The organism is Mycobacterium montefiorense (assembly GCF_025823255.1).
GTDB lineage: Bacteria > Actinomycetota > Actinomycetes > Mycobacteriales > Mycobacteriaceae > Mycobacterium > Mycobacterium montefiorense.
The window spans coordinates 81,941-103,777 of sequence record NZ_JACKVL010000003.1 but is presented as its reverse complement, the minus strand read 5'-3'; the positions used below and the strand labels follow the sequence as shown (position 1 = coordinate 103,777).

At 64.5% G+C, this 21,837-nt stretch carries 20 protein-coding genes and 2 pseudogenes; 11 read left to right on the top strand and 11 right to left on the bottom strand.

Annotated elements, in window-relative coordinates; genetic code table 11:
* The first annotated feature begins 28 nt into the window (after positions 1–28).
* From H7K34_RS01240 to H7K34_RS01230, 3 genes are read left to right on the top strand one after another with little or no spacing between them, the layout of a single operon-like run.
* Positions 29–544, top strand: coding sequence for a lipoprotein LpqH (locus tag H7K34_RS01240; RefSeq protein WP_264058983.1), 516 nt, complete (start codon positions 29–31; stop codon positions 542–544).
* 59 nt (positions 545–603) lie between these two features.
* Positions 604–1,605, top strand: a complete 1,002-nt coding sequence (locus tag H7K34_RS01235) for an alpha/beta fold hydrolase (RefSeq protein WP_264058982.1) — start codon at positions 604–606, stop codon at positions 1,603–1,605.
* A 36-nt stretch (positions 1,606–1,641) separates the two neighbouring features.
* Entirely contained in the window at positions 1,642–2,856 is a 1,215-nt protein-coding gene (locus H7K34_RS01230) for an MFS transporter (protein WP_264058980.1), read from the top strand.
* A 17-nt stretch (positions 2,857–2,873) separates the two neighbouring features.
* Here the strand turns inward: H7K34_RS01230 and H7K34_RS01225 are convergent, their stop codons facing one another.
* Both H7K34_RS01225 and H7K34_RS01220 read right to left on the bottom strand, forming a co-directional pair.
* Positions 2,874–4,076, bottom strand: coding sequence for a cytochrome P450 (locus H7K34_RS01225; protein ID WP_264058979.1), 1,203 nt, complete (start codon positions 4,074–4,076; stop codon positions 2,874–2,876).
* A 15-nt stretch (positions 4,077–4,091) separates the two neighbouring features.
* Positions 4,092–4,742, bottom strand: a complete 651-nt coding sequence (locus H7K34_RS01220; RefSeq protein ID WP_264058975.1) for a TetR/AcrR family transcriptional regulator — start codon at positions 4,740–4,742, stop codon at positions 4,092–4,094.
* Between the two features lie 219 nt (positions 4,743–4,961).
* Here H7K34_RS01220 and H7K34_RS01215 point away from each other — a divergent pair.
* Positions 4,962–5,748: pseudogene (locus H7K34_RS01215) on the top strand (spirocyclase AveC family protein).
* A gap of 11 nt (positions 5,749–5,759) precedes the next feature.
* Positions 5,760–6,872, top strand: a complete 1,113-nt coding sequence (locus H7K34_RS01210; protein ID WP_264058971.1) for an ABC transporter substrate-binding protein — start codon at positions 5,760–5,762, stop codon at positions 6,870–6,872.
* Positions 6,873–6,875: 3 nt separating this feature from the next.
* Here the strand turns inward: H7K34_RS01210 and H7K34_RS01205 are convergent, their stop codons facing one another.
* The 3 genes from H7K34_RS01205 to H7K34_RS01195 are packed head-to-tail and all read right to left on the bottom strand — an operon-like array spanning position 6,876 to position 9,947.
* Positions 6,876–7,850, bottom strand: coding sequence for an LLM class flavin-dependent oxidoreductase (locus H7K34_RS01205; RefSeq protein WP_264058969.1), 975 nt, complete (start codon positions 7,848–7,850; stop codon positions 6,876–6,878).
* 45 nt (positions 7,851–7,895) lie between these two features.
* Positions 7,896–8,957, bottom strand: coding sequence for an NAD(P)H-dependent amine dehydrogenase family protein (locus tag H7K34_RS01200; protein WP_264058968.1), 1,062 nt, complete (start codon positions 8,955–8,957; stop codon positions 7,896–7,898).
* Between the two features lie 12 nt (positions 8,958–8,969).
* Positions 8,970–9,947 (bottom strand): LLM class flavin-dependent oxidoreductase, encoded by a 978-nt coding sequence (locus H7K34_RS01195; RefSeq protein WP_264058966.1) that lies wholly within the window; start codon positions 9,945–9,947, stop codon positions 8,970–8,972.
* 187 nt (positions 9,948–10,134) lie between these two features.
* Here H7K34_RS01195 and H7K34_RS01190 point away from each other — a divergent pair, with 187 nt between their 5' ends.
* Together H7K34_RS01190 and H7K34_RS01185 are read left to right on the top strand one after the other, a co-directional pair.
* Positions 10,135–11,232 carry an NAD(P)H-dependent amine dehydrogenase family protein gene (locus H7K34_RS01190; RefSeq protein ID WP_264058964.1) on the top strand — a complete coding sequence of 366 codons (1,098 nt, stop codon included), beginning with the start codon at positions 10,135–10,137 and terminating at the stop codon, positions 11,230–11,232.
* A 35-nt stretch (positions 11,233–11,267) separates the two neighbouring features.
* A complete protein-coding gene (locus H7K34_RS01185) occupies positions 11,268–12,467 on the top strand; it encodes a MalY/PatB family protein (protein WP_264058961.1) in 1,200 nt (399 codons plus the stop codon).
* 23 nt (positions 12,468–12,490) lie between these two features.
* Here the strand turns inward: H7K34_RS01185 and H7K34_RS01180 are convergent, their stop codons facing one another.
* Positions 12,491–13,219 carry a DUF2652 domain-containing protein gene (locus H7K34_RS01180; RefSeq protein ID WP_264058957.1) on the bottom strand — a complete coding sequence of 243 codons (729 nt, stop codon included), beginning with the start codon at positions 13,217–13,219 and terminating at the stop codon, positions 12,491–12,493.
* Between the two features lie 115 nt (positions 13,220–13,334).
* On the opposite strand from H7K34_RS01180, the gene H7K34_RS01175 reads away from it, so the two are divergent.
* Positions 13,335–14,240, top strand: coding sequence for a haloalkane dehalogenase (locus H7K34_RS01175; RefSeq protein ID WP_264058952.1), 906 nt, complete (start codon positions 13,335–13,337; stop codon positions 14,238–14,240).
* Here the strand turns inward: H7K34_RS01175 and H7K34_RS01170 are convergent.
* The 4 genes and pseudogenes from H7K34_RS01170 to H7K34_RS01155 form a co-directional block, all read right to left on the bottom strand.
* A pseudogene (locus H7K34_RS01170) lies at positions 14,173–15,192 on the bottom strand (amidohydrolase family protein). The gene H7K34_RS01175 and the pseudogene H7K34_RS01170 overlap by 68 nt on opposite strands.
* Before the next feature lie 21 nt (positions 15,193–15,213).
* Positions 15,214–16,218 carry a VOC family protein gene (locus H7K34_RS01165; protein ID WP_264058950.1) on the bottom strand — a complete coding sequence of 335 codons (1,005 nt, stop codon included), beginning with the start codon at positions 16,216–16,218 and terminating at the stop codon, positions 15,214–15,216.
* Entirely contained in the window at positions 16,215–17,066 is an 852-nt protein-coding gene (locus H7K34_RS01160; RefSeq protein WP_264058948.1) for an alpha/beta fold hydrolase, read from the bottom strand. The genes H7K34_RS01165 and H7K34_RS01160 overlap by 4 nt, the downstream gene beginning before the upstream one ends.
* A complete protein-coding gene (locus tag H7K34_RS01155; protein WP_264058947.1) occupies positions 17,063–18,652 on the bottom strand; it encodes a bifunctional 3-(3-hydroxy-phenyl)propionate/3-hydroxycinnamic acid hydroxylase in 1,590 nt (529 codons plus the stop codon). The genes H7K34_RS01160 and H7K34_RS01155 overlap by 4 nt, the downstream gene beginning before the upstream one ends.
* Before the next feature lie 127 nt (positions 18,653–18,779).
* Between H7K34_RS01155 and H7K34_RS01150 the strand changes: the two genes are divergently transcribed.
* The 3 genes from H7K34_RS01150 (at position 18,780) to H7K34_RS01140 (ending at position 20,651) form a co-directional block, all read left to right on the top strand.
* Positions 18,780–19,409 (top strand): TetR/AcrR family transcriptional regulator, encoded by a 630-nt coding sequence (locus H7K34_RS01150; RefSeq protein ID WP_264058946.1) that lies wholly within the window; start codon positions 18,780–18,782, stop codon positions 19,407–19,409.
* 76 nt (positions 19,410–19,485) lie between these two features.
* Positions 19,486–19,941, top strand: a complete 456-nt coding sequence (locus H7K34_RS01145; protein ID WP_108921542.1) for a hypothetical protein — start codon at positions 19,486–19,488, stop codon at positions 19,939–19,941.
* A gap of 92 nt (positions 19,942–20,033) precedes the next feature.
* Positions 20,034–20,651, top strand: coding sequence for a TetR/AcrR family transcriptional regulator (locus H7K34_RS01140; protein WP_264058943.1), 618 nt, complete (start codon positions 20,034–20,036; stop codon positions 20,649–20,651).
* On the opposite strand, the gene H7K34_RS01135 is transcribed toward H7K34_RS01140, so the two are convergent.
* Positions 20,648–21,796 (bottom strand): DUF1214 domain-containing protein, encoded by a 1,149-nt coding sequence (locus H7K34_RS01135; RefSeq protein ID WP_264058940.1) that lies wholly within the window; start codon positions 21,794–21,796, stop codon positions 20,648–20,650. The two genes, H7K34_RS01140 and H7K34_RS01135, sit on opposite strands and share 4 nt — an antisense overlap.
* Positions 21,797–21,837: the final 41 nt, after the last annotated feature.

The window sequence follows — 21,837 nt, the reverse complement described above, 5'->3', positions numbered from 1 at the left end:
GACTGGCGACGTTCGAGAAGGGCTTGCGATGACGAATCCCGACGCTCGGCGGGGAATCAGCCGCCGTGTTGCCGGGTTCGGCGTGGTCGTATTGGTCGGTTTGTCGGCGTGTTCCAGCAAGGGCGGCGGACCCGCGTCTCCGGCCAGCTCACCTCCGGTTCTCACGCACACGACCGTCATGCTCGATCAGCACAGCCATACGATCACCGCAAAAGTCGACTGCACCACCACCGCCTCGGCACCGCACGCCACTCCACCGGAGTCGGGGGATCTGACTACGCGCATCGGCGTTCACGACGATTCGGCGGCGGTGTCATTGTCGTTGTCGGACGAAACGCCGCCAAGCGTTGACGGTATTTCGATTTCACTCAAGGTGGGAAACGGCCAGTACCAGTTGCCCTATCAACCGACCCAGCCCGCCAACCACGTGCAGGTAACCAAAGACGGCAAGAGTTACACGATCACCGGCAGCGGCCAGGGGACGATGCCGGGCCAAACCGGTATGCGACAAGTCACATTCGGCATACACGTGACCTGCCCTTGAACACGCCCTCGGCCAAGCACCGGTTGTCTAACCACGATCCCCTCTGGGATGCTTGCAGCTTGGACATCTTCGCGGAGTGGCAAAAGGGTGGTACCGAACTTCGCTGGCGGTCGACCACTGCTGCCAACGATGGGCAGGAACTGCGGGTGTTCAGTCGCCGCTTCGGCATACCCGAAGCCCCGCCGCTCGTGCTCGTCCACGGCTTTCCGACGTCGAGCATGGACTATTTCGATCTGGCGCATGAGCTGAGCTCCGATTTCGACATGTACATGTTGGACTTTCCGGGCTACGGATTGTCCGACAAACCACCGGAGCCCTACACCTATTCGTTGTACGACGATGCGCGGCTACTCGTGCACGCCATCACCGACGTGTGGAAGCTGAGCGAATTTCGAATCCTCACCCACGATCGCGGCAGCAGTGTCGGCATGATCGCGCTCGACATGTTGGCGGCACTGGATCCGCCGGTGGTACCTCTCGACCTCATCCTGACGAACGCGAACATCTACCTTCCGCTGGCGAACCTCACGCTGTTCCAAACCGCACTGCTCGACCCGGAAACGGGGCGCGCCACCGCCGCGGCGACCACGCCCGAGACCCTGGCCGCCGGCATGGGGGCCAGCACCTTCATGCCGAGAAGGAAACTGACCGATCCCGAAATCGCGGCGCTGGCCAAGTGCTTTGCGCACAACGACGGAATCCGGGTACTGCCGGACACCATCCAGTATCTGCACGAGCGCGCTGCGGACGAAACCAATTGGCTTGAAGCGCTTTCCAGCAGCCAGGTGAACACCACGATGGTTTGGGGCCTGCACGACAACGTCGCGCCGCTGCGGGTCCCTAACCACGTCTGGCTGACCTACCTCAAAAGCAAGCCCGGCCGAAACCGCTACTGGGTGGTGCCGGACGCCGATCACTACGTTCAGTGCGACGCTCCCCGGCAATTAGCCCAGATCATTCGTCTCACTGTGCAAGACGAAGACATTTCGTTGCAGACACTCGGAAACCAGCCCGGCGGCGCGGTTCTCGTCGATCAGAGCACTGGCGAGCCCGAGCAGTAGAACCGTAAGGGCACAATCCGTGGTGAGCCCCCTGCCATGACCGTCGAATCGGATGGCGACCGCAAGTGGCTGACTCGCGGCGTCGGGGCCGTTGGGGCGACGAGCTTTTTCTCCGACGCGAGCCACGAGGTGACCACCTCGGTTTTGCCCACGTTTCTCACCGGGACGCTAGGAGCATCCGCCGCGGCCCTCGGTGTGGTCGACGGGGTCAGTGACGCGCTGATCGGTGTGATGAAGCTGGTCGGCGGACCGCTCGCGAACGACCCCGAACGTCGCGGACGGATCGCGTCCGGCGGCTACCTGGCTACGGCAGCGGCGACGGGAGCGATCGGCCTAGCCGCAACGGTCTGGCAGGTCGGCGTGCTCCGTGCGCTGGCTTGGATGTCGCGGGGCGTGCGGTCGCCGTCGCGCGACGCCCTGCTGTCGTCCCTGAGCCCAGAGTGGGCGCGCGGCAGGACATTCGGGCTCGAACGGGCCGGCGACAACCTCGGCGCGGTGGTGGGCCCGCTGCTTGCGGCCGGGCTGGTGGCCTGGGTGGGCATTCGGCCCGCCCTGTGCCTGGCGGTGATTCCGGGTCTCTTCGCCGCCGTGGCGATCCTGATAGCAGCCCGCGAAGCCCGTCGCCACCACCTGGCCGGCGGCCCGGCGGTCAGACGGCGGTTAGAGTTCGCAGCGCTGCGCGACGCCGGCATGCTGCGGGCCCTGCTCCCGGTGGCGCTGTTCGAATTCGGCAATATCGCAACGACGCTGTTGATCCTGCGCTCCACCCAGCTCCTCACCTCGCCCGAGCGGACGGTGACCGCGGCGACTTCGCTGGCGATCCTGATCTATGCGGGCCACAACGCGGTCGCGACAGTGGCGTCGCTGGCCGCGGGCCGCTGGTACGACCGGACCGGACCCCGCGCGGTATTCGCCACCGGCGCTGCCGTCTACGTGATCGGCTACTTGGTATTCGCGGCCGAGACACACAATGCGGTCGTCATCGCACTGGGCTTCGCGCTGGCCGGCGCGGGCACCGGGCTCGCCGAGCCGACCCAATCGGCCGTCGTGTCCCAGCTGCTGCCAGATCGCCTGCGTGGTAGCGGGTTCGGCGTGCTGGGCGCGGTCCAGGCAACCGGCGACGTGATAGCGACCGTCGTCGCGGGTGTGCTCTATACCGTTGCCTCACCGGCCATCGCCTTCGGCTACGCGGCCGGGTGGATGGCGTTGGCGGCCCTCGCCTCGGGCATGTTGCGTCCGGCCAGCGCCTGACGCCACGAGCAGGGGCATCACCCCACGAGAACAGGCAAGCGCGCCCACCCACGCACGCTCGCAGTGTGCGCCCGTTGGGCGTTGGCATAGTCGACTTCCCAGTCGGGCCAGCGTTTGAGGACCTCTTCGAAGGCCACCCGGGCTTCCAACCGGGCCAGCGCCGAGCCCAAGCAGAAATGCAGGCCCTGCCCGAAGCTGAGATGAGCGCCGCGACGGTGGATGTCGTAGCGGTCCGGATCTGGGAAATGGCTTTCGTCGCGGTTGGCGGAGGCGTTCAGCAGCAGCATGAACGATCCTTCGGGAATGCGACGGCCGTAGAGCTCGGCATCGCGCGCGACGTAGCGGGCCTGCACCGGTGACGGCGGCTCGTAGCGCAGTGTCTCCTCGATCGCGCCGGGGATCAGCGACGGGTCCGCCGCAAGTTCGCGGCGTTGATCGGGGTGATCCGACAGCAACTGTCCCATGAAACCGATTAAGCGAGCGGTGGTTTCGTTACCGGCACCGGCGATCATTGCGGTGTAGGACAGCACCTCGGTCCGCGACAGGGGGCGCCGGGTGCCGTCCGGCTCGTCGATCTCGGCCCGCAACAGTTCGGTCATCAGGTCGTCGGACGGATGACTGGCGCGCCATTCGATGTATTCGGCGAACATGGCAATGGAGCTGGCGAAAACATTCGCATCGACCGCAGCGGGATCGCTGCCCTTGGGCAGTTCGATGTTGGCGACGCTGCGGTCCCGGATCTTTTCTTGATCCTCTTCGGGGATGCCTAGGAGATACCCGATGGTCCGCATCGGCATCATCGCGCCGAGGTCGGCGATGAAATCGAAGCCACTCGCGCCGACCAACGGATCGAGCTCGCGGATACAGAACCCGCGCACCATGGACTCGACCGCGAGCATGCGCCGCGGCGTGAAGACACGGGACAGCAGTTTGCGGTGCAGATCGTGCAGCGGAGGATCTTCGAAGAGCAGAATGCCGGGCGGCACTTCGATATTCGCGAACAGGATGTCGGCGGTGGTCCCGCGGCCGGACCGGTAGGTCTCCCAGTTCGGCAATTCGCGCACCACGTCCTCGTATCGACTCAGCGCGTAGAAGTTGTACTTGTCGTTGTGGTACAGCGGCGCTTCTTCACGCATCCGCTTCCATACCGGATACGGGTTCGAGTCGATGTCGACATCGAATGGGTCGTAATACAACTCAACGGCACTGGGGCTTGTCATGGTCGGATCCCTAACTCAGTCGTTGCGGTGTAAGAAGCCGTGCAAGAGGGCTTGAACGAGTTCCTCGACGATCACCTCTCGCGGCGGTGGTTTGTCCCCGAAGTAAGTCGAACGCAGCGCAGCCATTCCCGCGATCATCGACACCGTTGAGTGGGCCGGTAGGTCTGGGTGGTCGGACTGTAATCCCCGTAATTGCATTCCCTCGACGCTGATTTGGCCCAGCACCGTGACCGCCCGGCGGATCTCGGCGATGCCGGCGTCCGCCTTTTCCTCGGCGCTGAGACTCTCGGCCGCCATCAGGGTCAACAACAGACCCTGATGTTCGACGAACACGTCGTAGAGCTGCGAGACGAAAAGCCGAGTGAGCTCCTGTTCGTCGGTCTCCTCGGGCACCAGCGACTGCCAGGTTCGGCCGAATTCGTCGACGAAGCTCACGAAGGGCAAAACGAGTGCCTCTCGGAACAACGCGGCCTTCGAACCGAAGTTGCGGAACAGCAGGTGTTCGGTGACGCCGGCGGCCTGGGCGATTTCGCGTGTCGTGGTACTGCGATAGTCCTGGCCGGCGAAAAGCTCTCGGGCGGCGTCGAGCAGCAGCCGGCGCGGCTCCCCGCGGGGCCGTCGCACCGCCGTGGCCGGTATCTGCCGCTTAGTTGCTCGCTGGGGCACCGACGTCCACTCCTGTCGCAACGGCTCGTTGTCGGGATAGTATCCACTATCCAGATAAGATAGTATCCACTACCTTAAAGAAGCGCATCGTCGAAAGGGTGACACCATGGGCGCTGTCATCATGCTTGGCACGCTGTTCGGGCTGATCGTCCTGATATTCGGGCTGGTACTCCGCTTCGATCCTGAGGCCCGGCGCTCCCCACGCGACGAGGGACGCCAGTGAACACCGAGATGACGCCGGTGATGGCCGGGGCTCAAGTACTTTTCCTACGTCGCGAGCATCGCGTTCCTGATTGTCGGGATCTATCTGAGCTACCGTCGCCGCCGCATCCACCCGCTGCTGCTTCTTGACATCTCGGCGATCTCGTTCTCGTGGATCGAGTCACCCTACGACTGGGCGATGTACGCACAGTTTCCGCCCGCTCTGCCCCGCATGCCGTCCTGGTGGCCGTTGAACGTGACGTGGGGCGGGTTGCCTCTAGCGGTGCCGATCGGCTACGTCTCCTACTTCATCATTCCTGCCATCACCGGGGCCGCCCTCGGATGCTGGTTGAGCGCAAAGTTCAACTGGCGCAGGCCGATTACCTTGCTCGTGGTCGGCCTCGTCGTCGGTGTCTGCTGGGCATGGTTTTTCAACGGCTACACGGGGGCCCAGCTCGGCAACTTCTACTACGGTTACGTGATCCCTGGCCTCGCGGTCTTTGAGGGGACCAAACACCAGTACCCGCTCTACGACTCGCTGGCGATGGGCATCCAGATGATGGTCTTCACCTATCTGCTCGGACGCACCGATGCGCAAGGACGAAATGTCATCGATATGTGGGCCGACAAGAGATCGAAAACTCGGCTGCAGTCGTCGGTGCTCTCGATCGCGGCCGCCGTCGTCGCCGGGCACCTGGTGTATGGCGCGGTGTTTGCGCCCCATCTCATTACGAAGCTGGGCGGCTGGGTGACTGCGGGCCCGACCGAGCAGCTATACCCGGGCGTACCGAACCAACCCAAGTAAGGCGCGATCGAGTGAGTTACGAAAGCAAGGCCGAGCCCATCAAAATCGGCTACCTGATGGACTTTCTGCTGCCCGAAGGCTTTCCCAAGACGTACTTCGAAGATCTGACAAAGCCTTTCGACCTCGTCTTCGAAAAAGGTGTCGAGCAGGGTCTCATCGACCGGCCGATCGAGATCATCTACCGCGAAGTCGAAGGCCTACCCAAGGGATCGGTCAAAGCAGTCATCGACGCCTATGGCGAACTGTGTGACGAGGGGTGTTTGGCCATTTTCGGCCCGAACATCGGCGACAACGTGATCCCGGCCCGAGAAGCCATCGAGGAGCGTTTCAAGGTTCCCTGCATCAGCGTCACGGGATCCGACGGAGCGCTGGGTGAATGGGTCTTCGCCTTCCCGATGGGCTCACACACCGACGAGCCGATCTTCTGGTTCGACCTGATGGCCAAGGGCGGACACACCGAAGTCGGCGTACTGGTGGAGCAGTCGCTGGTAGGCGAGACATATCTCAAGAACTTCCGGGAAGCCGCCAAGCGCAGGGGAATTCGCGTGGTCGCTGAAGCGTCGATCGCGCAGACCGCCGGCGACGTCACCGCCGCCGTCACCGCGCTGCACGACGCCAAGGCACAGGCCATCGTGCACTGCGGCTTCGGCTTCGGGGTGGTATTCGTCAATCCGGCGTTAGCGGCGCTGGGGTGGGATCCGCCCCGGTTCTGCGGCACCGCCTTCCAGAACGCCTGGCTCAACCCGATCATGTGGAGCGCGTTCATGGGCTGGACCGGCGTCGACCAATACGACGAGGGCAATACGGTCGGGCAGAATTTCCTCGACGAGTACCACGTCGCGTACGGCCGGCGACCGGAATGGTGTGTGCCCGTGGTCAATAGGGACGTCGCCTACACGCTGCTGCGCGCGCTCGCCGACGCCCACCCGTTAAGCCCGCGGGGCGTCAAGGAGGCACTCGAGCGCGTCAAGATGATGCCGGCCGCATCTGGGGCGCCGGGAACCCGAGTGTCGTTCGGCAACTGGACGCGACGAGCCTGGATGGGTGCGGGCTATCTAGTGGCACGCCGACTTGATGCCGACGGCGTCAATTCCCATCTCGTCGATCGCTTCGGCGAGGAGTAACCGTTAGCCCAGAGCCTGCGGCAGCACCACGTCGCCCACCCGCCTGAGATACGGCCACGCGATCTGAGGCGGCAGTCCGCCACACAGCGGCGACAGGTTGAGCACCTGGCCTGCTTTTACCCGCGAGATCGCTTCTGGCACAGAGATAATGATGTGCGATGTGCCCGTCTCGCGCAGCTCGTCGACGGTGTTGACGTGGCTGAATCCCGCCGTCGTCTCATCCCCGGGATTCCAGGCCGCATAGGTTCGCACATCGTGCAGCAGATGCTCGCCGATCTCTTTCCACGCCTGGTCCACATCGTCGGCGACGAATACCACCGAGGGTGTGTTGCGGTCGGGAAACATCGTCGGCCCCGGCGTATTTCCGTGCTCGCGGCATGCCTCTTCGTAGGCCTCCCGCATGCCCGATTCGTTAGCGTTGCCCAGCATGCCCAGGCCGTATCTGCCGGCGCGGCGGGCCGCAGCCACCGTGCCGCCACCCCACATCAGCCCCGGCCCGCCGGGCGTCAGCGGTCGCGGAGTCACAGTGATCCGTCGTCCGTTTTCGACGACCGTCTCCCCGGCAAGCAGTGGCCGCAGCAGCGCGAGTTTCTCGTCGCACAGCCGGCCACGTGTCTTGATCGACAAGCCGAAGTGATCGAACTCCTCGGGCCGGTAACCCAAGGCCAGGATGTACGACGCCCGCCCCTTGCTGATGATGTCGAGCACCGCCATGTCCTCGGCGAGACGGACGGCTTCGTAAAAGGGAAGGATCAGGATCAGGCTCAGCGCCAGCCGCTCCGTGCGTGCGGCCACCGCTGAGGCCAGCAAAAACGGTGATGGCAGGTGGCCGTCCTCGGAGCCGTGATGCTCACACAGCACGGCGGCCAGACCACCGTGTTCTTCGGCCCACGCACACATTTCAGGAGCCGCGGCGTACAGATCGGCTGGGGCCGCAGCCCATTCGGGATCGCGCATATCGAAGCGCAGTGTGTACACGGCAAACTCCTAGGTGGCCTAATCTGTGTGGCGTACGTTACACGTTCAGCCGAAGGCGTAAAGCGGCAGCGTGGTCGGGATGTCCAGCGAGCTCAGCAGGCCCGGCGCCGCCTCGACGACATACGGGATCGCATTGACGACGCGCATGGCCGTGGACGCCATCGCGGCATGTCCGGCAGCATGGCCCTGCGCCGCCCCGAGCGTCATTACGCAATGGATATCGGGAACGCCCTCGATGTCGACCCGGTAGGTTGCGTCACAGTCCGACGTCGGCCAGTCCGGTGCGACATCGCGTGCCATCCGGATGATGTGCTCGATGACGATCGCTTCCGCACCGTTGACGACCCCGGCCGCCCGGGTGCGGACCGCACCGCAGGTGCCCGCCTTGACGGTCCCGAAGGCAACCTCGACGTCCCGGTGCGTCGGTTCACGATCGAGCGAGCCGCGAATTTCTTCCACCTCGACACCAAGGCCCTTGGCGATCAGATAGATCGGTGCCTTCCAAGCCATTTCGATGAACCCGGGCGTTTTGAGCATCGGCTCGAAATCCAGCGGCCGGCCAAAGCCCATCCCGTCCATCATCACGTCGGCCACCGGATAGTGGTCGTTGAGCGCAACCTCGCTGGCGGTGATGCGGCGGATGCTCTTGGCCTGTGTCGTCATCAGCAACGCGAGCTGATCGGAAGCGAAGCCGGGAAAGATGCCCGATGCGTAGAACGACGCCCGGCCGGCTTTGGCCGCCGCGTCCAGCTCGTCGCGCCAGTTGGGCGCAAAATAGGACGGCGGGTACACCAGGCTCGTGGACGTCGTCGACACCACGTTGATGCCCGCCGTCAACAGACGCACGTAGTCGGGCACCGCCGCCCCATCGCGGTCGGGCCCACTCGCCGCATACACCACGCAGTCTGGCGCCAGCGTGATCAGCGCGTCGGCATCATTGGTGGCCGCGACGCCGATGGGCTCGAGGCCGGCCAGCTCGCCGGCGTCCTTGCCGACCTTGTCGGGCGAATGCACCCACACACCAACAAGTTCTAGATCCGGTCGGCGGCCAATGGCATCGATCGCGATGGAACCGACTCCCCCGGTCGACCACACGACAACCCGCATCAGCAATGCTCCTTACTTGTCGTGGGCTCGGCCGGCCGCGGCCGCGGCGCGCTCGAGATATGGCCAGGCCACATCCGGTGCGACGCCGCCACACAGCGGAGCCAGCGGCAGCAGTTGCCCACCGCGCACATGGTCGATCGCCGCCTCGGGTGTGACGATGCGGTACGGGCCGGTGTCCTCGCGAAGCGCCGCCACGCTATCGGCACGGGTGATACTTGCTACCGAATCGTCGTGCGGCCGGTAGGACGCCGCGGCTTTCGCGTCGTGCAGTAGGTGCGGCCCCAGCTCGTCCCATGCCTCGTCGACATTGTCGGCCACGAAAACCGCTGTCGGAGTAGCTGGTTGGGGAAGCTGGATTATTCCGGGTTGGTGTCCGTGCGCGCGGCACTGCTCCTCGTAGTACTCCTTCAAACCCGGCGAGGCGGTCTGGGAGATGAACCCCAGGCCGTGGCTGCCGGCGCGGCGCGCCGCGGCCAAGCTGCCGCCGGCGATCAACACCATCGGCCCGTTGGGCGACGCACCCGGTGGAGTGACGCGGACCTCGCGGCCCCGGTACTCGACGGTTTCGCCCCGCACCAGCGGGCCCAGCACGGCGAGCGTCTCGTCGGCGACTCGACCGCGCGTGCTGATGTCGACGCCGAAGTGGTCGTATTCCTCACGTCGATGTCCCACGCCGAAGGCATAGGACACCCGCCCACGACTGATCAGGTCCAGCACGCACATCTCCTCGGCGAGCCGGACAGGATCCCACAGCGGAATCGGCACGGCCGCCAGCAGAATCGGCAAACTGTTCGTCCGGGCCGCGATCGCCGAAGCCAACGTGAGCGGTGCCGGTAGGTGGCCGTCGTCGGCACCATGGTGCTCAGATAGCACGGCCAGCGCGGCGCCGCGCGTCTCCGCCCACGCGCACATGTCGATGGCCGCGACGTACAGATCGGCCGCCGGCCCGGCCCACGCCGGGGCGCGCATGTCGAATCTAAGCGTGAACAATTGCCCGCTCGTACCTCACACCCCGCACATTAACCTAAGATTTGTTCATTAGGATAGTACTTGCTCTCTTAACCTCTTGACCGTGCGGGCTCGCTGCTGTTAGCTTCCGAAGCGGACGTGGGTAACTGCTGCCGTAAGGGCAACGGCCACCACAGGTTTCATCGCGCATTCAACTGAGGAGAACCAGATGATGGCTCAGCGTGTAGTTGTGTGGGCGACGGGCGGAATCGGTTCAATCGCCATCCGCGCCATCCAACGGCGCCCCGATCTGGAGCTAGTCGGCGTATGGGTGCACTCCCCGGAAAAGGACGGCAGGGACGCCGGCGAACTCGCCAATGGCGAACCGATCGGCCTGAAGGCCACCAACGATGCCGACGCACTGATCGCTCTCAAGCCGGACTGCGTGATCTATGCGGCCAGCGGCCCGGAACGCGACGCCCTGGCCATCCCGGACTACGTCCGGCTGCTCGAAGCCGGAATCAACGTCGTCACGACCAGCACCACGCGACTGGTCAATCCGCATGCGTACGAACCCGCCCAGTGGCGCGACCAACTCGTCGCCGCGGCCAAACAAGGCCAGGTATCGCTCTACGCATCCGGGATCGAGCCGGGCTTCGCCGCCGATTATCTGCCGTTGGTGCTGTCCACGCAATCGTCGTCCATCGACAAGATTCATGCATACGAGATCGGCCTGTACGACGACTACGGCGTCCCCGACATCATGAGTGACGCACTGGGTTTCGGCCGACCGCTCGACTACGAACCGTGGATCGGCTTTCCGGGTGCGATTGCCGGCGAGTGGCAGGGCCAGATCCGGTTGATCGGTGACGCGCTGGGAGTCGAAGTCCAGGAAGTCCGCGAGTTTTTCGACCGCGCAGTCACCAACCGAACGCTGGAGGTCGCCATGGGCACCGTCGAGGCCGGAACCTGCGGTGCCCTGCGCATGCGGGCGACCGGCGTGGTCGACGGCCGCGAAGCCATCGTCATCGAGCACATCACCCGGCTCGCGCACGACGTTGCCCCGGACTGGCCGGAAGGGATCGGCGACCTGTCTTACCGGGTCGTGATCAATGGCGATCCCGACATCGACTGCTCGCTGGCAGCAACGCTGAAGGATCCGCGCAAGGCCGGAGTCGGGGGCATGACGTCGGGTGCGGGCGCCATGGTCGCCACCGCAATGCGCGTGGTGAATGCCGTGCCGTACGTCGTTGCCGCGGAGCCGGGCCTGTTGAGTTCGGTTGACCTGCCGCTGACGATCCCCCGGGGCGCGTTTGTCACCGGGTGAGTCCGCGTGCGGCGTCCGCAGCTTAGTCTGCGAGAGTGACGCTTAATCCGTTCGAGGAACTCACCCTGCAGCACCTGCAGCAGCGCACCAGCATGAAGTGGCGCGCGCATCCCGCTGACGTGCTGCCGTTGTGGGTTGCCGAGATGGACGTGCAGCTGCCGCCCACTGTGGCCGACGTGCTGCGTAGGGCTATCGACAACGGCGACACCGGCTATCCGTCGGGCACCGCGCTCGCCGAGGCGGTCGGTGAATTCGCTTCGCGGCGTTGGGAATGGCACGATTTCAGGGTCAGCCGCACCACGATCGTTCCAGATGTGATGCTCGGAATCGTTGAGACACTGCGACTTATCACCGATCCGGGCGACGCGGTGATCGTCAACCCGCCGGTCTATGCGCCGTTCTACGCTTTCGTCGCGCACTCGGGCCGTCGGGTGATCGAGGCACCACTCGATCACGAGGGACGAATTGCGTTGGACGCCTTGGAGGAAGCGTTCACGCATGCGCGAGCCTCGGGCCGAAAGATCGCATACCTGTTGTGCAATCCGCACAATCCGACCGGGACGGTGCACACCTTCGACGAATTGCGCAGCGTGGCCGAATGTGCCCAGCGCTCACGGGTCCGGGTGGTGTCCGACGAGATCCACGCGCCGGTCATTCTGCCGGGCTCGCAGTTCACTCCCTACCTGAGCGTCCCGGGCGCCGAGGACGCGTTCGCCCTGATCTCCGCCTCAAAGGCGTGGAATCTTTCCGGGCTGAAGGCGGCCCTGGCCATCGCCGGACCCGCGGCGGCGGCGGATCTGCACCGGATGCCCGAGGAGGTCAGCCACGGGCCGAGCCACCTCGGCATCATCGCGCACGCCGAAGCGTTCCGCAGCGCCGACGACTGGCTCGACGCGCTAATGGAAGGCCTGGACGCAAACCGGACGTTGCTCGGCGACCTGGTCGCCGAGCATCTGCCCGGCGTGAAATACCAACGCCCGCAAGGTACTTACCTCGCTTGGCTCGATTGCCGAGAGCTCGGTTTTGCCGAAGATACCGCGGATGGCCTTGCGGTGGTGGCCGACCTATCCGGGCCTGCTCGCTGGTTTCTCGACCATGCACGCGTCGCGCTTAGCTCCGGCCATGTCTTCGGCACCGGCGGCGCCGGACACGTGCGGCTGAATTTCGCTACCTCACAAGCCATTCTGACCGAGGCCGTATCACGCATGGGTCGTGCGCTCGCCGATGCCCAATAACGCTGTACGACATAACGTTTGCGTTATGCGGGGATGTCCTCGGCGCCGCGACCCAGATTCCGGAAGCCTTCGGCAGGCTTCTTGAGGCCCAACAGGAACGGCACTGTGCTCAACTCGAACTTCGCCGTCATACCCAGCCGGCCAAAAAAGCCGCGCTGTGGGGGTGCCGGTGGCACCTCCGACGTGGCGAGGTCGATGTAATGCGTCGACGTTGCACCGATGCCCTCGAAATCGTGCGTCAGCGGCATCGAAAGCCCCCGCATCGACTCGTCGAGGCACGCCGCTACCGGATCGGTCATCAGCACGTACTCCGGCACTGGCACCTGATTTTTCAGCATCCGGTGCACCAGGATGACGTCGACGCCGGCCAGTTCGACGTGGCGTTTGACCTTTTGTTCGGCCACCTCGCCTTCGTGCGCGACGAACTTCAGCGACAGGCTGTCGAGTTGGGAGCAGCTCGCACAATCGCAGGCGATGTCGGCTTTGATCCGCTGCCGCCGCGCGAGGAACGACTGTCGCATGTGCCAGAGCCGATCGCACACCAGCGCTTTGGCGTTACCGTCCGGCGCCCAGAAGAATGCGGCGTCGCCCTCCAACTTCGCCAACTTTAGGCCTTTACCTGCGTCGATAATCGACTCCAGCAGCTGCGCCACCGTCTGCTGCGCGTGCGCGAGGTGCGTCCGGTTCCAAGCCATGTACTGCGTGTAGCCGCCGATATCGGCAATCAGCAGAACGGCGCGACGGATGGCCATAAGTTCGCTATTTTAGTGGCCTGCCGGCTTCTTCCCCAATGAAATCTCGTACTGGACGAAACGCGCTCTGCGGAGAGAGGCTTGCAGGGGTGCCCGTCCACCGGAGGAGCTGAATATGGATGTGCTGCGAACCCCAGACTCCCGATTCGAAAACTTGGAAGGCTATCCGTTCGTAGCGAACTACATTGACGTGGCGGCAAGCGACTGCCCTCCGGTGCGCATGCACTTCCTCGACGAGGGACCTTGCGACGGGCCGCCGATCGTGCTGCTGCACGGCGAACCCACCTGGAGCTACCTGTACCGCACGATGATTCCGCCGCTGGTCGAAGCGGGAAACCGCGTGCTCGCACCCGATCTGATCGGCTTTGGCCGCTCCGACAAGCCCAGCCGGATCGAGGATTACACCTACCTGCGGCACGTCGAGTGGATCACGGCGTGGTTCGAACGCCTCAGGCTGAAGGAAGTCACGCTGTTCGTCCAGGATTGGGGCTCGCTGATCGGTTTGCGCATCGCCGCCGAGCAGGGCGAGCGGATCGCGCGCATCGTCGTCGCGAACGGCTTTCTGCCGACAGCCCAGCGGCGTACCCCTGCCGCCTTCCACGCGTGGCGAGCTTTCGCGCGCTACTCCCCCGTACTGCCCGCGGGTCGCATCGTCGCGGGCGGCACCGTCCGCCGGGTACCTCCGAAGGTGCGAGCCGGTTACGACGCGCCATTCCCCGACAAGACCTATCAAGCCGGGGCCCGCGCGTTCCCGCAGTTGGTACCGACCACGCCCCAGGATCCTGCCATTCCGGCCAATCGAGCGGCCTGGGACGCGCTGGGCCGGTGGGAGAAGCCCTTCCTCGCCATCTTCGGAGCTCGCGACCCGATCCTGGGCCAAGCCGACCGACCGCTGATCAAACACGTCCCGGGGGCGGCCGGCCAGCCGCACGCCCGCATCAGGGCCAGTCATTTCATTCAGGAAGACAGCGGACCTGAACTGGCCGAACGTGTTCTGTCCTGGCAGAAGCCGCTGCTATGAAACCGTCACCGGGTGCTCCTGTGGACGTGCCGAGACGGGGGAACAGTCGCAGCGCATTGCTGCGCTCGATTGCCGCGCGGGCATCGGCGCCGAGTCCGGGGTAGCTCTGAAGGCCTGCGGCGAACAACTGTGCCGCCGGGATAGGCGCGACGGGATAGTCGGAACCGAAGGTCACGTGTCCGGGTTTGGCGAATGCGAGCAGGCTCGGCAACGCGGCGGCGGTGGACGACAAAGCGGTGTCGAAGTAGAACCCCGCGAAGTCGTCCAGGGTATCCGTCAGGCCGTGTCCGGTGTCGCTCATGATGCCGATCGCCATGCGAGGCGTAGGGCACGAAGCCGCCCGCGTGGCTCAGGATGAATTTGATGTTGGGATACTTACGACGAATTTCGTTGCGTACCAAAAGGTATGCCGCGCGGGTTGTGTCGAGCAGAAAATCCGTCGCGAAGGGCAGAATACCGCTGATGGCGGGTCCCGGCAGATCGGCCGGATGGATGAAGACCACCGCCGAACGTGCATCCAGCGCCGCGAACAGGTCGTCCTGACCGTCCTGGCCCAGGTAGACTCCGGCCGCGTTGGCCAGCAAGATGACGCCGTCAGCGTGCAATTCGTCGAGCGACCTGACAACCTCGCTGACTGACTCGTCGACATGCGGCATGGGGATGGTCGCGAAGAATCCGAACCGATCCGCCTGAGCAGCGACCACAGTGGCCAGGTAGTTGTTGAGGTCGCGAGCCAACGCGGCAGCGTCGGCCGGATTCGGCAGGAACGTGGTGCCCGGCGCGGACACCGACAGAATCGCCGTCCCCACGCCGAGTTCGGACATGGCCTGCAGTGAGCCGTCCGGACTCCATTCCGGCACAGCACGACCACCAGCTTCGTCAATACCGGCTTTTGCAACAACTCTCGGTAGGAGGAGGGGACGGCGTGATGGTGGGTGTCGATCCGCATCAGCGTTGCTCCTTGCGTGGTTTTTCAGCAGTCTGGGATACCCGCACCGGCGAGCGCGGGAACGACGTCCTCGCTGTGCAGCAGCGAAGCGGCGCCGGCCTTGAACTGAGCGAGCTTGTCGACAATCGTCTGGCCCTCCGGCGTGTGGCCCCAGATGCTGATGCCCTGGTAAGTGCTGGGTTTCCAGGTCGTCTCGTCGACGACGATGGGATTCCAGCCGAGTTCCCATTCGAATCCGGAGGGCGTGACGGCATAGAAGGACAGTTCCTTGTCGTTGGTGTGCTGGCCGATCCCCAGCGCCATACGGAAGCCGAGTTCCTTGACCCGTTGGTAGGCCTCAGTCATGTCATCGAGGTCGGCGACCTGGATGTTGACGTGCTGCACCCGGGTGCGAATTGGGTTGAGAGGCATGCGATTGACCGCTGCGATCGCGATGGAGTGGTGGCGCTCGTTGACTCGCAGGAACCGGATCTTCAGCTTCAGACCGCTGATCGTCTCATCGATGTAATCGGAGAGCCGCGCGTCGAACACGGTGGTGTAGTACCCACGCACCTGGTGCGGTCGGGTGGTGGTAACCGCGACGTGGCCCATACCGGCCGCCCCGGTGATGAATCCGCTGCGCGCTGCTAGCCGCGGCGGGGTACCCGCAGACCGGGCGCGGATGAACACCTCCTGGGTCAGGCCATTGGGTCCGGGGAACCGCACCAGTCGCTCCACCCCTCGCAGAGCGGCCTGGTCGTCGGTGCCGTCGGTGAACGGCACGCTGTGCTGGGTGACACGGGCGAGCACCGCATCGAATGACTCGTGGTCATCCAGTTGCCAACCGAGTGCGGTGACATCCTCGGCGTCGCCGCGTTCGATTAGGAACCGGCACTCGTGGTCATCGAGGCGAAATCGCATCGCATCCGTCAGCGCGTCATCCAGATGCATGCCGATGGCGTCGCGGCCGAAACGCCGCCAGTCGCCGAACTTTTGGCTTTCTATCACCACGTAGCCCAAACGAACGTTTCCGAACACCGAGGGACTCATGGCGCACCTCCCAGGAAATCGATGGCCAGCCGATTGAACAAATCCGCTCGCTCCCACTGCATCCAGTGCCCGGTGCGCGACGTCATGACCAGCTCGGCATTCGGCAGCAGGTTCAGCAACATCGGACCGCCGGTGGGGCGATTCACCCTGTCGTCCCGACCCCAGAGGATCAGCGTCGGCGTCGTGAGTTGCCCCAGCCGGCGGTCACGGGTGAGATCCATCCGCCACAGCGTGCGCAAACCGGACGGACGGCGCAGCGGCGGATCCGCCACCACCTGCGGGTCAATCGAAGCCTGGTAACGCACGTCGATCAGGTCGTCGGGCACCGACGCGCCGTCGTAAACCAGGTAACGGCGGATGAACGTGGCGAGCTTGTCTCGGCTTGGACCGTCTCCGGTGTAGTACGACAGCAGACTTTTGATCCCGGCACTGGGCAAGCTTCTGGTAGTACCGATCCCGCCCGGCCCCATCAACACCAGCCTGCCGACCCGGTGTGGGGTGTCCAGCGCAAGCCGTAGTGCCGCCGCACCGCCATAGGAGTTGCCCACGAAATGGGCTGTGTCGATGCCGAGTTCGTCGATGAGGCCGCGCATCATGTCGGCCAGATAGCCGAACGGGTCGTGCTGGTCGACGCCCTTGGCCGACCTGCCGTAGCCAGGCATGTCGGGCACGATGACCCGGAAATGCGTCGCGAGGGCATCGATATTGCGCGAGTAGTTGGACAGGCCCGAAGCGCCCGGGCCTCCGCCGTGCAGCAGGACGACGGGCCGCCCGCTCCCGGCTTCGGTCAGGAAGATCGGCTTTCCCGCGACGTCGATAGTGCGCTCGATCAGTTGGGCGGCGGTCATGCAATGGCTCCGGCCGGGATCGGTGCGCTCACCGACAGGTTGGCGACACCTGCCGGGGGTGGCGGCAGTCGGTGTCCGCTACCGGCTGCGGCGAATATGAATCCATCCGGGCGAACCACCATCGCGGCGGCGTTCTTGTCACGAACCCAACGGGTCAGCACACCGTCCTGGTCCCAGATCGCACCCGGATAAGGGTGGTTCTTGGTGACGGCCACCGGCAATGCACCCAGCCTCTCCCAGAAATCCATGCCGACTGGCCGGACACCGAAATACACGACAGCCCAACGTCCACCGATGACATCATCCAGCCGTCGTCTGTCTCCGCCGCAGTCGGTCACCCACGGTTGCGGCAGCTGCCAGCCAACTGCGGGATGAGCAACGCGCGTGAAAAACCCGTCGCGGAAATGCGCGTCGGGGATCCATATCAGTTTCCGCCCGGCCTCGATCACACCGGGTATGCGAGTCAGCGTGCGCAGCAGGTGATTCCGCAGAAAGACCAAAGCCTTTCGTCGTTCGGTGATGAGCCGCCCGTTACGCACCGTGCGGCGGGTGACCTCGGTGACATGGGGTTTACGTTCGACCTGGTAGGTGTCGAGCAGTGATTCGGGCGCTTGGCCGCGGATCACCGCCGCGAGTTTCCAGCACAGGTTGGCCGCATCACGCACACCGGCGGACATCCCTTGGCCGATCCAAGGCGGCATGGCGTGCGCGGCATCGCCGGCCAGGAAGACACGGCCGACGCGCCATCGGTCGGCCACCCGCACGTGGTGGCTGTAGACGACGGCCCGCAAGATCTTCACCTGGTCCTCGGTGATGCCCTGTTCGTGCAGAACCTTCCACACGGCCGCCTCACTCACAAGATTCTTCTCGTCCTCACCGGCACGGGCCGGGTACTCCCAGCGGTGGTGCCCCAATGGCGTCGGACAATCCACGGTCGGGCGTTTCGGGTTGCAGTGAAACCGCATCCGGTCGTGACCGTCCCATTCGCGAAGCATCTTGGTGTCGATGACTACCCAGCGTTCGTTGTAGGTACGACCGGAGTATCCGACTCCGAGCAGGCCGCGGGTAGGAGAAGAACCGCCGTCCGCGGCGATCACGTAAGACGCGCGAATCCGCTTGAGGGTGTCGGTCCGCAAGTCGGCAAGCAGGAGATCGACCCACTGAGACTGTGCGTCAACAACATTCAATACCCGAAAACATTCGTGTTCGAGGAGGACCTCGACGTTGTCGAAGCGCGCGACGCCCTCGCGCAGCACGTGGTCGACCGCCGGTTGGTAGAGGAACTGCTGCGCTGGGTAGCCGCAGTCGCGCGGCGTCATGGTGGTCTCGAGAAACGGCACCCCGTTGGCGTCGACCCAGGCCAGCGGGCGGTCGGCCAGCATGTCCCGGTGCAGTCGATCGGCCAGGCCGATTGACTGCCAAATACGCATGACCTCGTCATCGGTGGAAATGGCACGCGCTCGCCCGTACACGTCCGGATCCCGCTCGATGACGATCACATTGAGGCCAAGGGCCCCAAGCATATTGGCGGCGGTAGCGCCCGTCGGCCCGTAACCGATGACTGCGACGTCGTAGCTGGAGATCATCGCTGTCCCTCATTCGTATCGCCCGGTAATCGGGGGTGGAATCTGTAGTGATCACTACAGTAATGTAGTGATCACTACAGTAAGATGGGATTGAGTCGAAGTCAAGACCCGAGCGCAAGGAGTTTCGATGGCCGACACCAAGCGGCAGCCATCCCAGCGACGCCGCCGCGTCGACGGTGAAGCGTCCCGGGTCCGCATCCTGGATGCGGCAACCCAGATCGCCGGCGAGCGCGGTTACGAGGGCACCAGTATCGCGCTGGTCAGCACCAAATCGGGGCTACCTGCCAGCTCGATCTATTGGCACTTCAAGGACAAGGACGACCTGCTGGCCGCCGTCATCGAACGCAACTTCGAGCGTTGGCGAGCGGCCTGGGAGGTGCCCGACGAAGGCACCGGTCGCGAGCGGCTGATAACAATGGCGCTGCAGCAGGCCAAGGCGTTCTTGGACTCCCCCGATTTCCTCCGGCTCGGTTTGATGCTTGCCCTGGAGCGCCGGCCCGTCGAGCCCCGCGCGCGGGAGATGTTCATCGATGTCCGGACGCAGATGCGAGCCACGCTCGCGACCACCACCCGCGAGATCGTCCCCGGCCTCACCGATGTGCAACTGCAACAATTCATTACCTACGCGATCGCGGGCGCCGACGGGCTCTTTGTCGCCAAGGAACTCGGCGGGGACTCCGTCGACCTCCTCGCATTATTCGAAATGCACGCGACCGCGCTCTACGACCTCGCTACCCGCATGGTTGCCGAGCAGTAATCCTCGACGCCACCCCGACACATGCAAATGCCTCAGTTTTCTTTTGTCACGCGGCCCCGAGTGCAACGATCGGCAGATGGACATGATGACGATGGGCCTGATGGGCACGGTCGTGGGCGCATCGGCCATGGGCATCGCGGGCATCGCAAAGTCGGCCGCCGATAACCTGCTTCCCGGGATGGCGCTAAACGGCACCAACAAGCATCAGATGAGGAGCCAAATACATTCGCAGCGATGCGAAGCGATCCAACAGTGGCGGTGTGGCTTGGCCGGGGCACGCGATGCCTACCGGCAGTGGTCCTGCGGACCTCGCGTCGATGACCCGCCCAACGTCGTGGGCGACGAGTGGTTCGAAGGTTTGCGGCCCCACCTACCCAGCACCGGCGAAGCGGCTAAGTTTCGCACTGCGCACGAAGTCCACTGCGACAATCCCACCCTGATGCAGCTGTCGCTGCAGATCGGACGGGTCGAAAAGGAGTGGACCGAAGAGGCGAAAGGCCGTCGGCGCCGGAGGCGAAATCGGGATCAATAGCCGCGGCCGCAGTTGGCCAGATTCATTTGACAGCACTAGACTCTTTGTATGATCAGGCATTCCCGCGCCGCACTCCGTTAGGCCGTCGAGTCATGGGCCGAAAAGGTTGGGGCGGAGCACCACCGGCCGACGATGAGGAAGCGCGCAAGCGCATCATCGACGCGGCCCTGCGAAGTATCGAACGGCGGGGCCCGCAACACACCAGCCTGTCGGTGATCGCGGGCGACCTCGGCGTTACCCGCCCCACCGTGTATCGCTACTTCGCGACGCTCGACGAACTGGTCACGGCCGCAAGCGACGTCGCCCTCGGAGGCTGGACCTCCCGGATCGCCGAGCTCACCGCCGGCAATGGCGATCCGGTCGATCTCCTCGTCGAAGCCGTCGCCTACCTCGTCGAGCAATTGCCGGAAGAGCCCGTGCTGATGATGCTGCTGGAAACCGATCAAAGCCGCTCGATGAGCCGCCAAATGGTCTTGGGCGAATCAGTCAGGCGATCGCGCGTGCTGCTGGAGCGCACTGAAATCGGCTGGGCTGCTTTGGGTTATCGCGGTAAGAATTTCGACGACCTGGTCGAGTACCTGCTACGCATCATCCAGTCGATGGTCTTGGTGCCACCGGACCCGCCGCGGTCTGCGGCAGAGTTGCGAGCCGTGCTGCGGCATTGGATCGGGCCGGTGGTGCAGACTCCCCCGGCCCGCAAGAGGCGCTAGGACAGCGCGCACGGCGCCTCGCCGGCCGGCACAACCTCGGTAGCCGGCTGCTCGGGCAAATCGTCGGCGTGAAACCAGCGAAACGACATCAACCCTTCCGGGTGGTCTTTGGTCGAGATGGCATTGGGGTGGTCGAGCTTCTCGCGGCTGATCACGATAGTGATGCTGCCGTCCCGGTTGGGGACCGCGGTGCCCGAATTGATACTGCCACGGCCGTATTCGAGGTCGGGCGCGGCCATGTACTGGTTCCACAGCGTCAGATTCCAGAACCGGCAGGTGGGATGGCGCGAGGTAATCACCAGCGCCTCGCCGGGTTCCAGGGCGTACGCGCCCAGGCTGTACACGGCGTTCTGCATGGAGTAACCGTGCGTGGCCGCGCCCGCCCGGTACGGCGGCGCAAGGACGTTGTGGGACAAGTTTTGTCCGTCCGCAAGCTCAGTCGGGATGCGCTCCTGCAGTACCAACGGCACGAGTGCGAGCATGTCCTGGGTGTAGCGCAGCGCCGCCCGCAACGACTTAGCCACCGCCGCATCAGTTTTCGTCGGCGTCGCGGGCTGGCCGCCGTGGTCGATGACCTCGATCTCCCAGTCCACCCTGCGCGTTCGGGTGGGATCCTCGTGGTAGTCGCGGGTGAGCACGCCGTGCGCGTCGTCGTCCAGCGCGATGAACGCGCCGTCATACCCCGCCGGGCATTGCGGACCCAGCACGCAGCTGAACCGCCCGTCGTCGTCGAGCGGCATGTCTTCGTCGTAGAGCACCCCGATGGTGCGGTTCGGCCAGGCGCCCGGCTCGGGTTCGTTGTACACCGCAATGGAGTACAACGAGCTGCCGTTGGCCGCGCCGCTGAGGCGATACGTCCGCATCGGGTCGATGACGACGTAGCTGTAGTAAGCATCCGTGTTGTCACCACCCCAGCGACGGTCGCGGCGAAACGGCGTCAGCACATCGTGGAAGCGGGGTGCCACCGGGTCCGCGAACAGCGTCACGTCCAACGACAGACCGAGCATCGTGGCGAGAAACTCGTAGCCCTCGGCGACGGCCAACTCGCCCCGCACCGCCTTCGGTCCGTCGAGGAACAGAGTCTCGAAATCCGCGAAGGCTGTGAGCAGTTCGCGCCATGCGGCTGAACTCTGAGGATTGGCCATGGGTGGCATCATAAACTCGGGTCAAAATACAGCACAACGTA

Excerpts from the sequence above, each read along its gene's own strand:
- H7K34_RS01240 (WP_264058983.1), top strand. The coding sequence starts at position 29 with ATGACGAATCCCGACGCTCGGCGGGGAATCAGCCGCCGTGTTGCCGGG.
- H7K34_RS01230 (WP_264058980.1), top strand. The coding sequence starts at position 1,642 with ATGACCGTCGAATCGGATGGCGACCGCAAGTGGCTGACTCGCGGCGTC.
- H7K34_RS01225 (WP_264058979.1), bottom strand. The coding sequence starts at position 4,076 with ATGACAAGCCCCAGTGCCGTTGAGTTGTATTACGACCCATTCGATGTC.
- H7K34_RS01200 (WP_264058968.1), bottom strand. The coding sequence starts at position 8,957 with ATGCGGGTTGTCGTGTGGTCGACCGGGGGAGTCGGTTCCATCGCGATC.
- H7K34_RS01190 (WP_264058964.1), top strand. The coding sequence starts at position 10,135 with ATGATGGCTCAGCGTGTAGTTGTGTGGGCGACGGGCGGAATCGGTTCA.
- H7K34_RS01180 (WP_264058957.1), bottom strand. The coding sequence starts at position 13,219 with ATGGCCATCCGTCGCGCCGTTCTGCTGATTGCCGATATCGGCGGCTAC.
- H7K34_RS01175 (WP_264058952.1), top strand. The coding sequence starts at position 13,335 with ATGGATGTGCTGCGAACCCCAGACTCCCGATTCGAAAACTTGGAAGGC.
- H7K34_RS01165 (WP_264058950.1), bottom strand. The coding sequence starts at position 16,218 with ATGAGTCCCTCGGTGTTCGGAAACGTTCGTTTGGGCTACGTGGTGATA.
- H7K34_RS01160 (WP_264058948.1), bottom strand. The coding sequence starts at position 17,066 with ATGACCGCCGCCCAACTGATCGAGCGCACTATCGACGTCGCGGGAAAG.
- H7K34_RS01155 (WP_264058947.1), bottom strand. The coding sequence starts at position 18,652 with ATGATCTCCAGCTACGACGTCGCAGTCATCGGTTACGGGCCGACGGGC.
- H7K34_RS01150 (WP_264058946.1), top strand. The coding sequence starts at position 18,780 with ATGGCCGACACCAAGCGGCAGCCATCCCAGCGACGCCGCCGCGTCGAC.
- H7K34_RS01145 (WP_108921542.1), top strand. The coding sequence starts at position 19,486 with ATGGACATGATGACGATGGGCCTGATGGGCACGGTCGTGGGCGCATCG.
- H7K34_RS01140 (WP_264058943.1), top strand. The coding sequence starts at position 20,034 with ATGGGCCGAAAAGGTTGGGGCGGAGCACCACCGGCCGACGATGAGGAA.
- H7K34_RS01135 (WP_264058940.1), bottom strand. The coding sequence starts at position 21,796 with ATGGCCAATCCTCAGAGTTCAGCCGCATGGCGCGAACTGCTCACAGCC.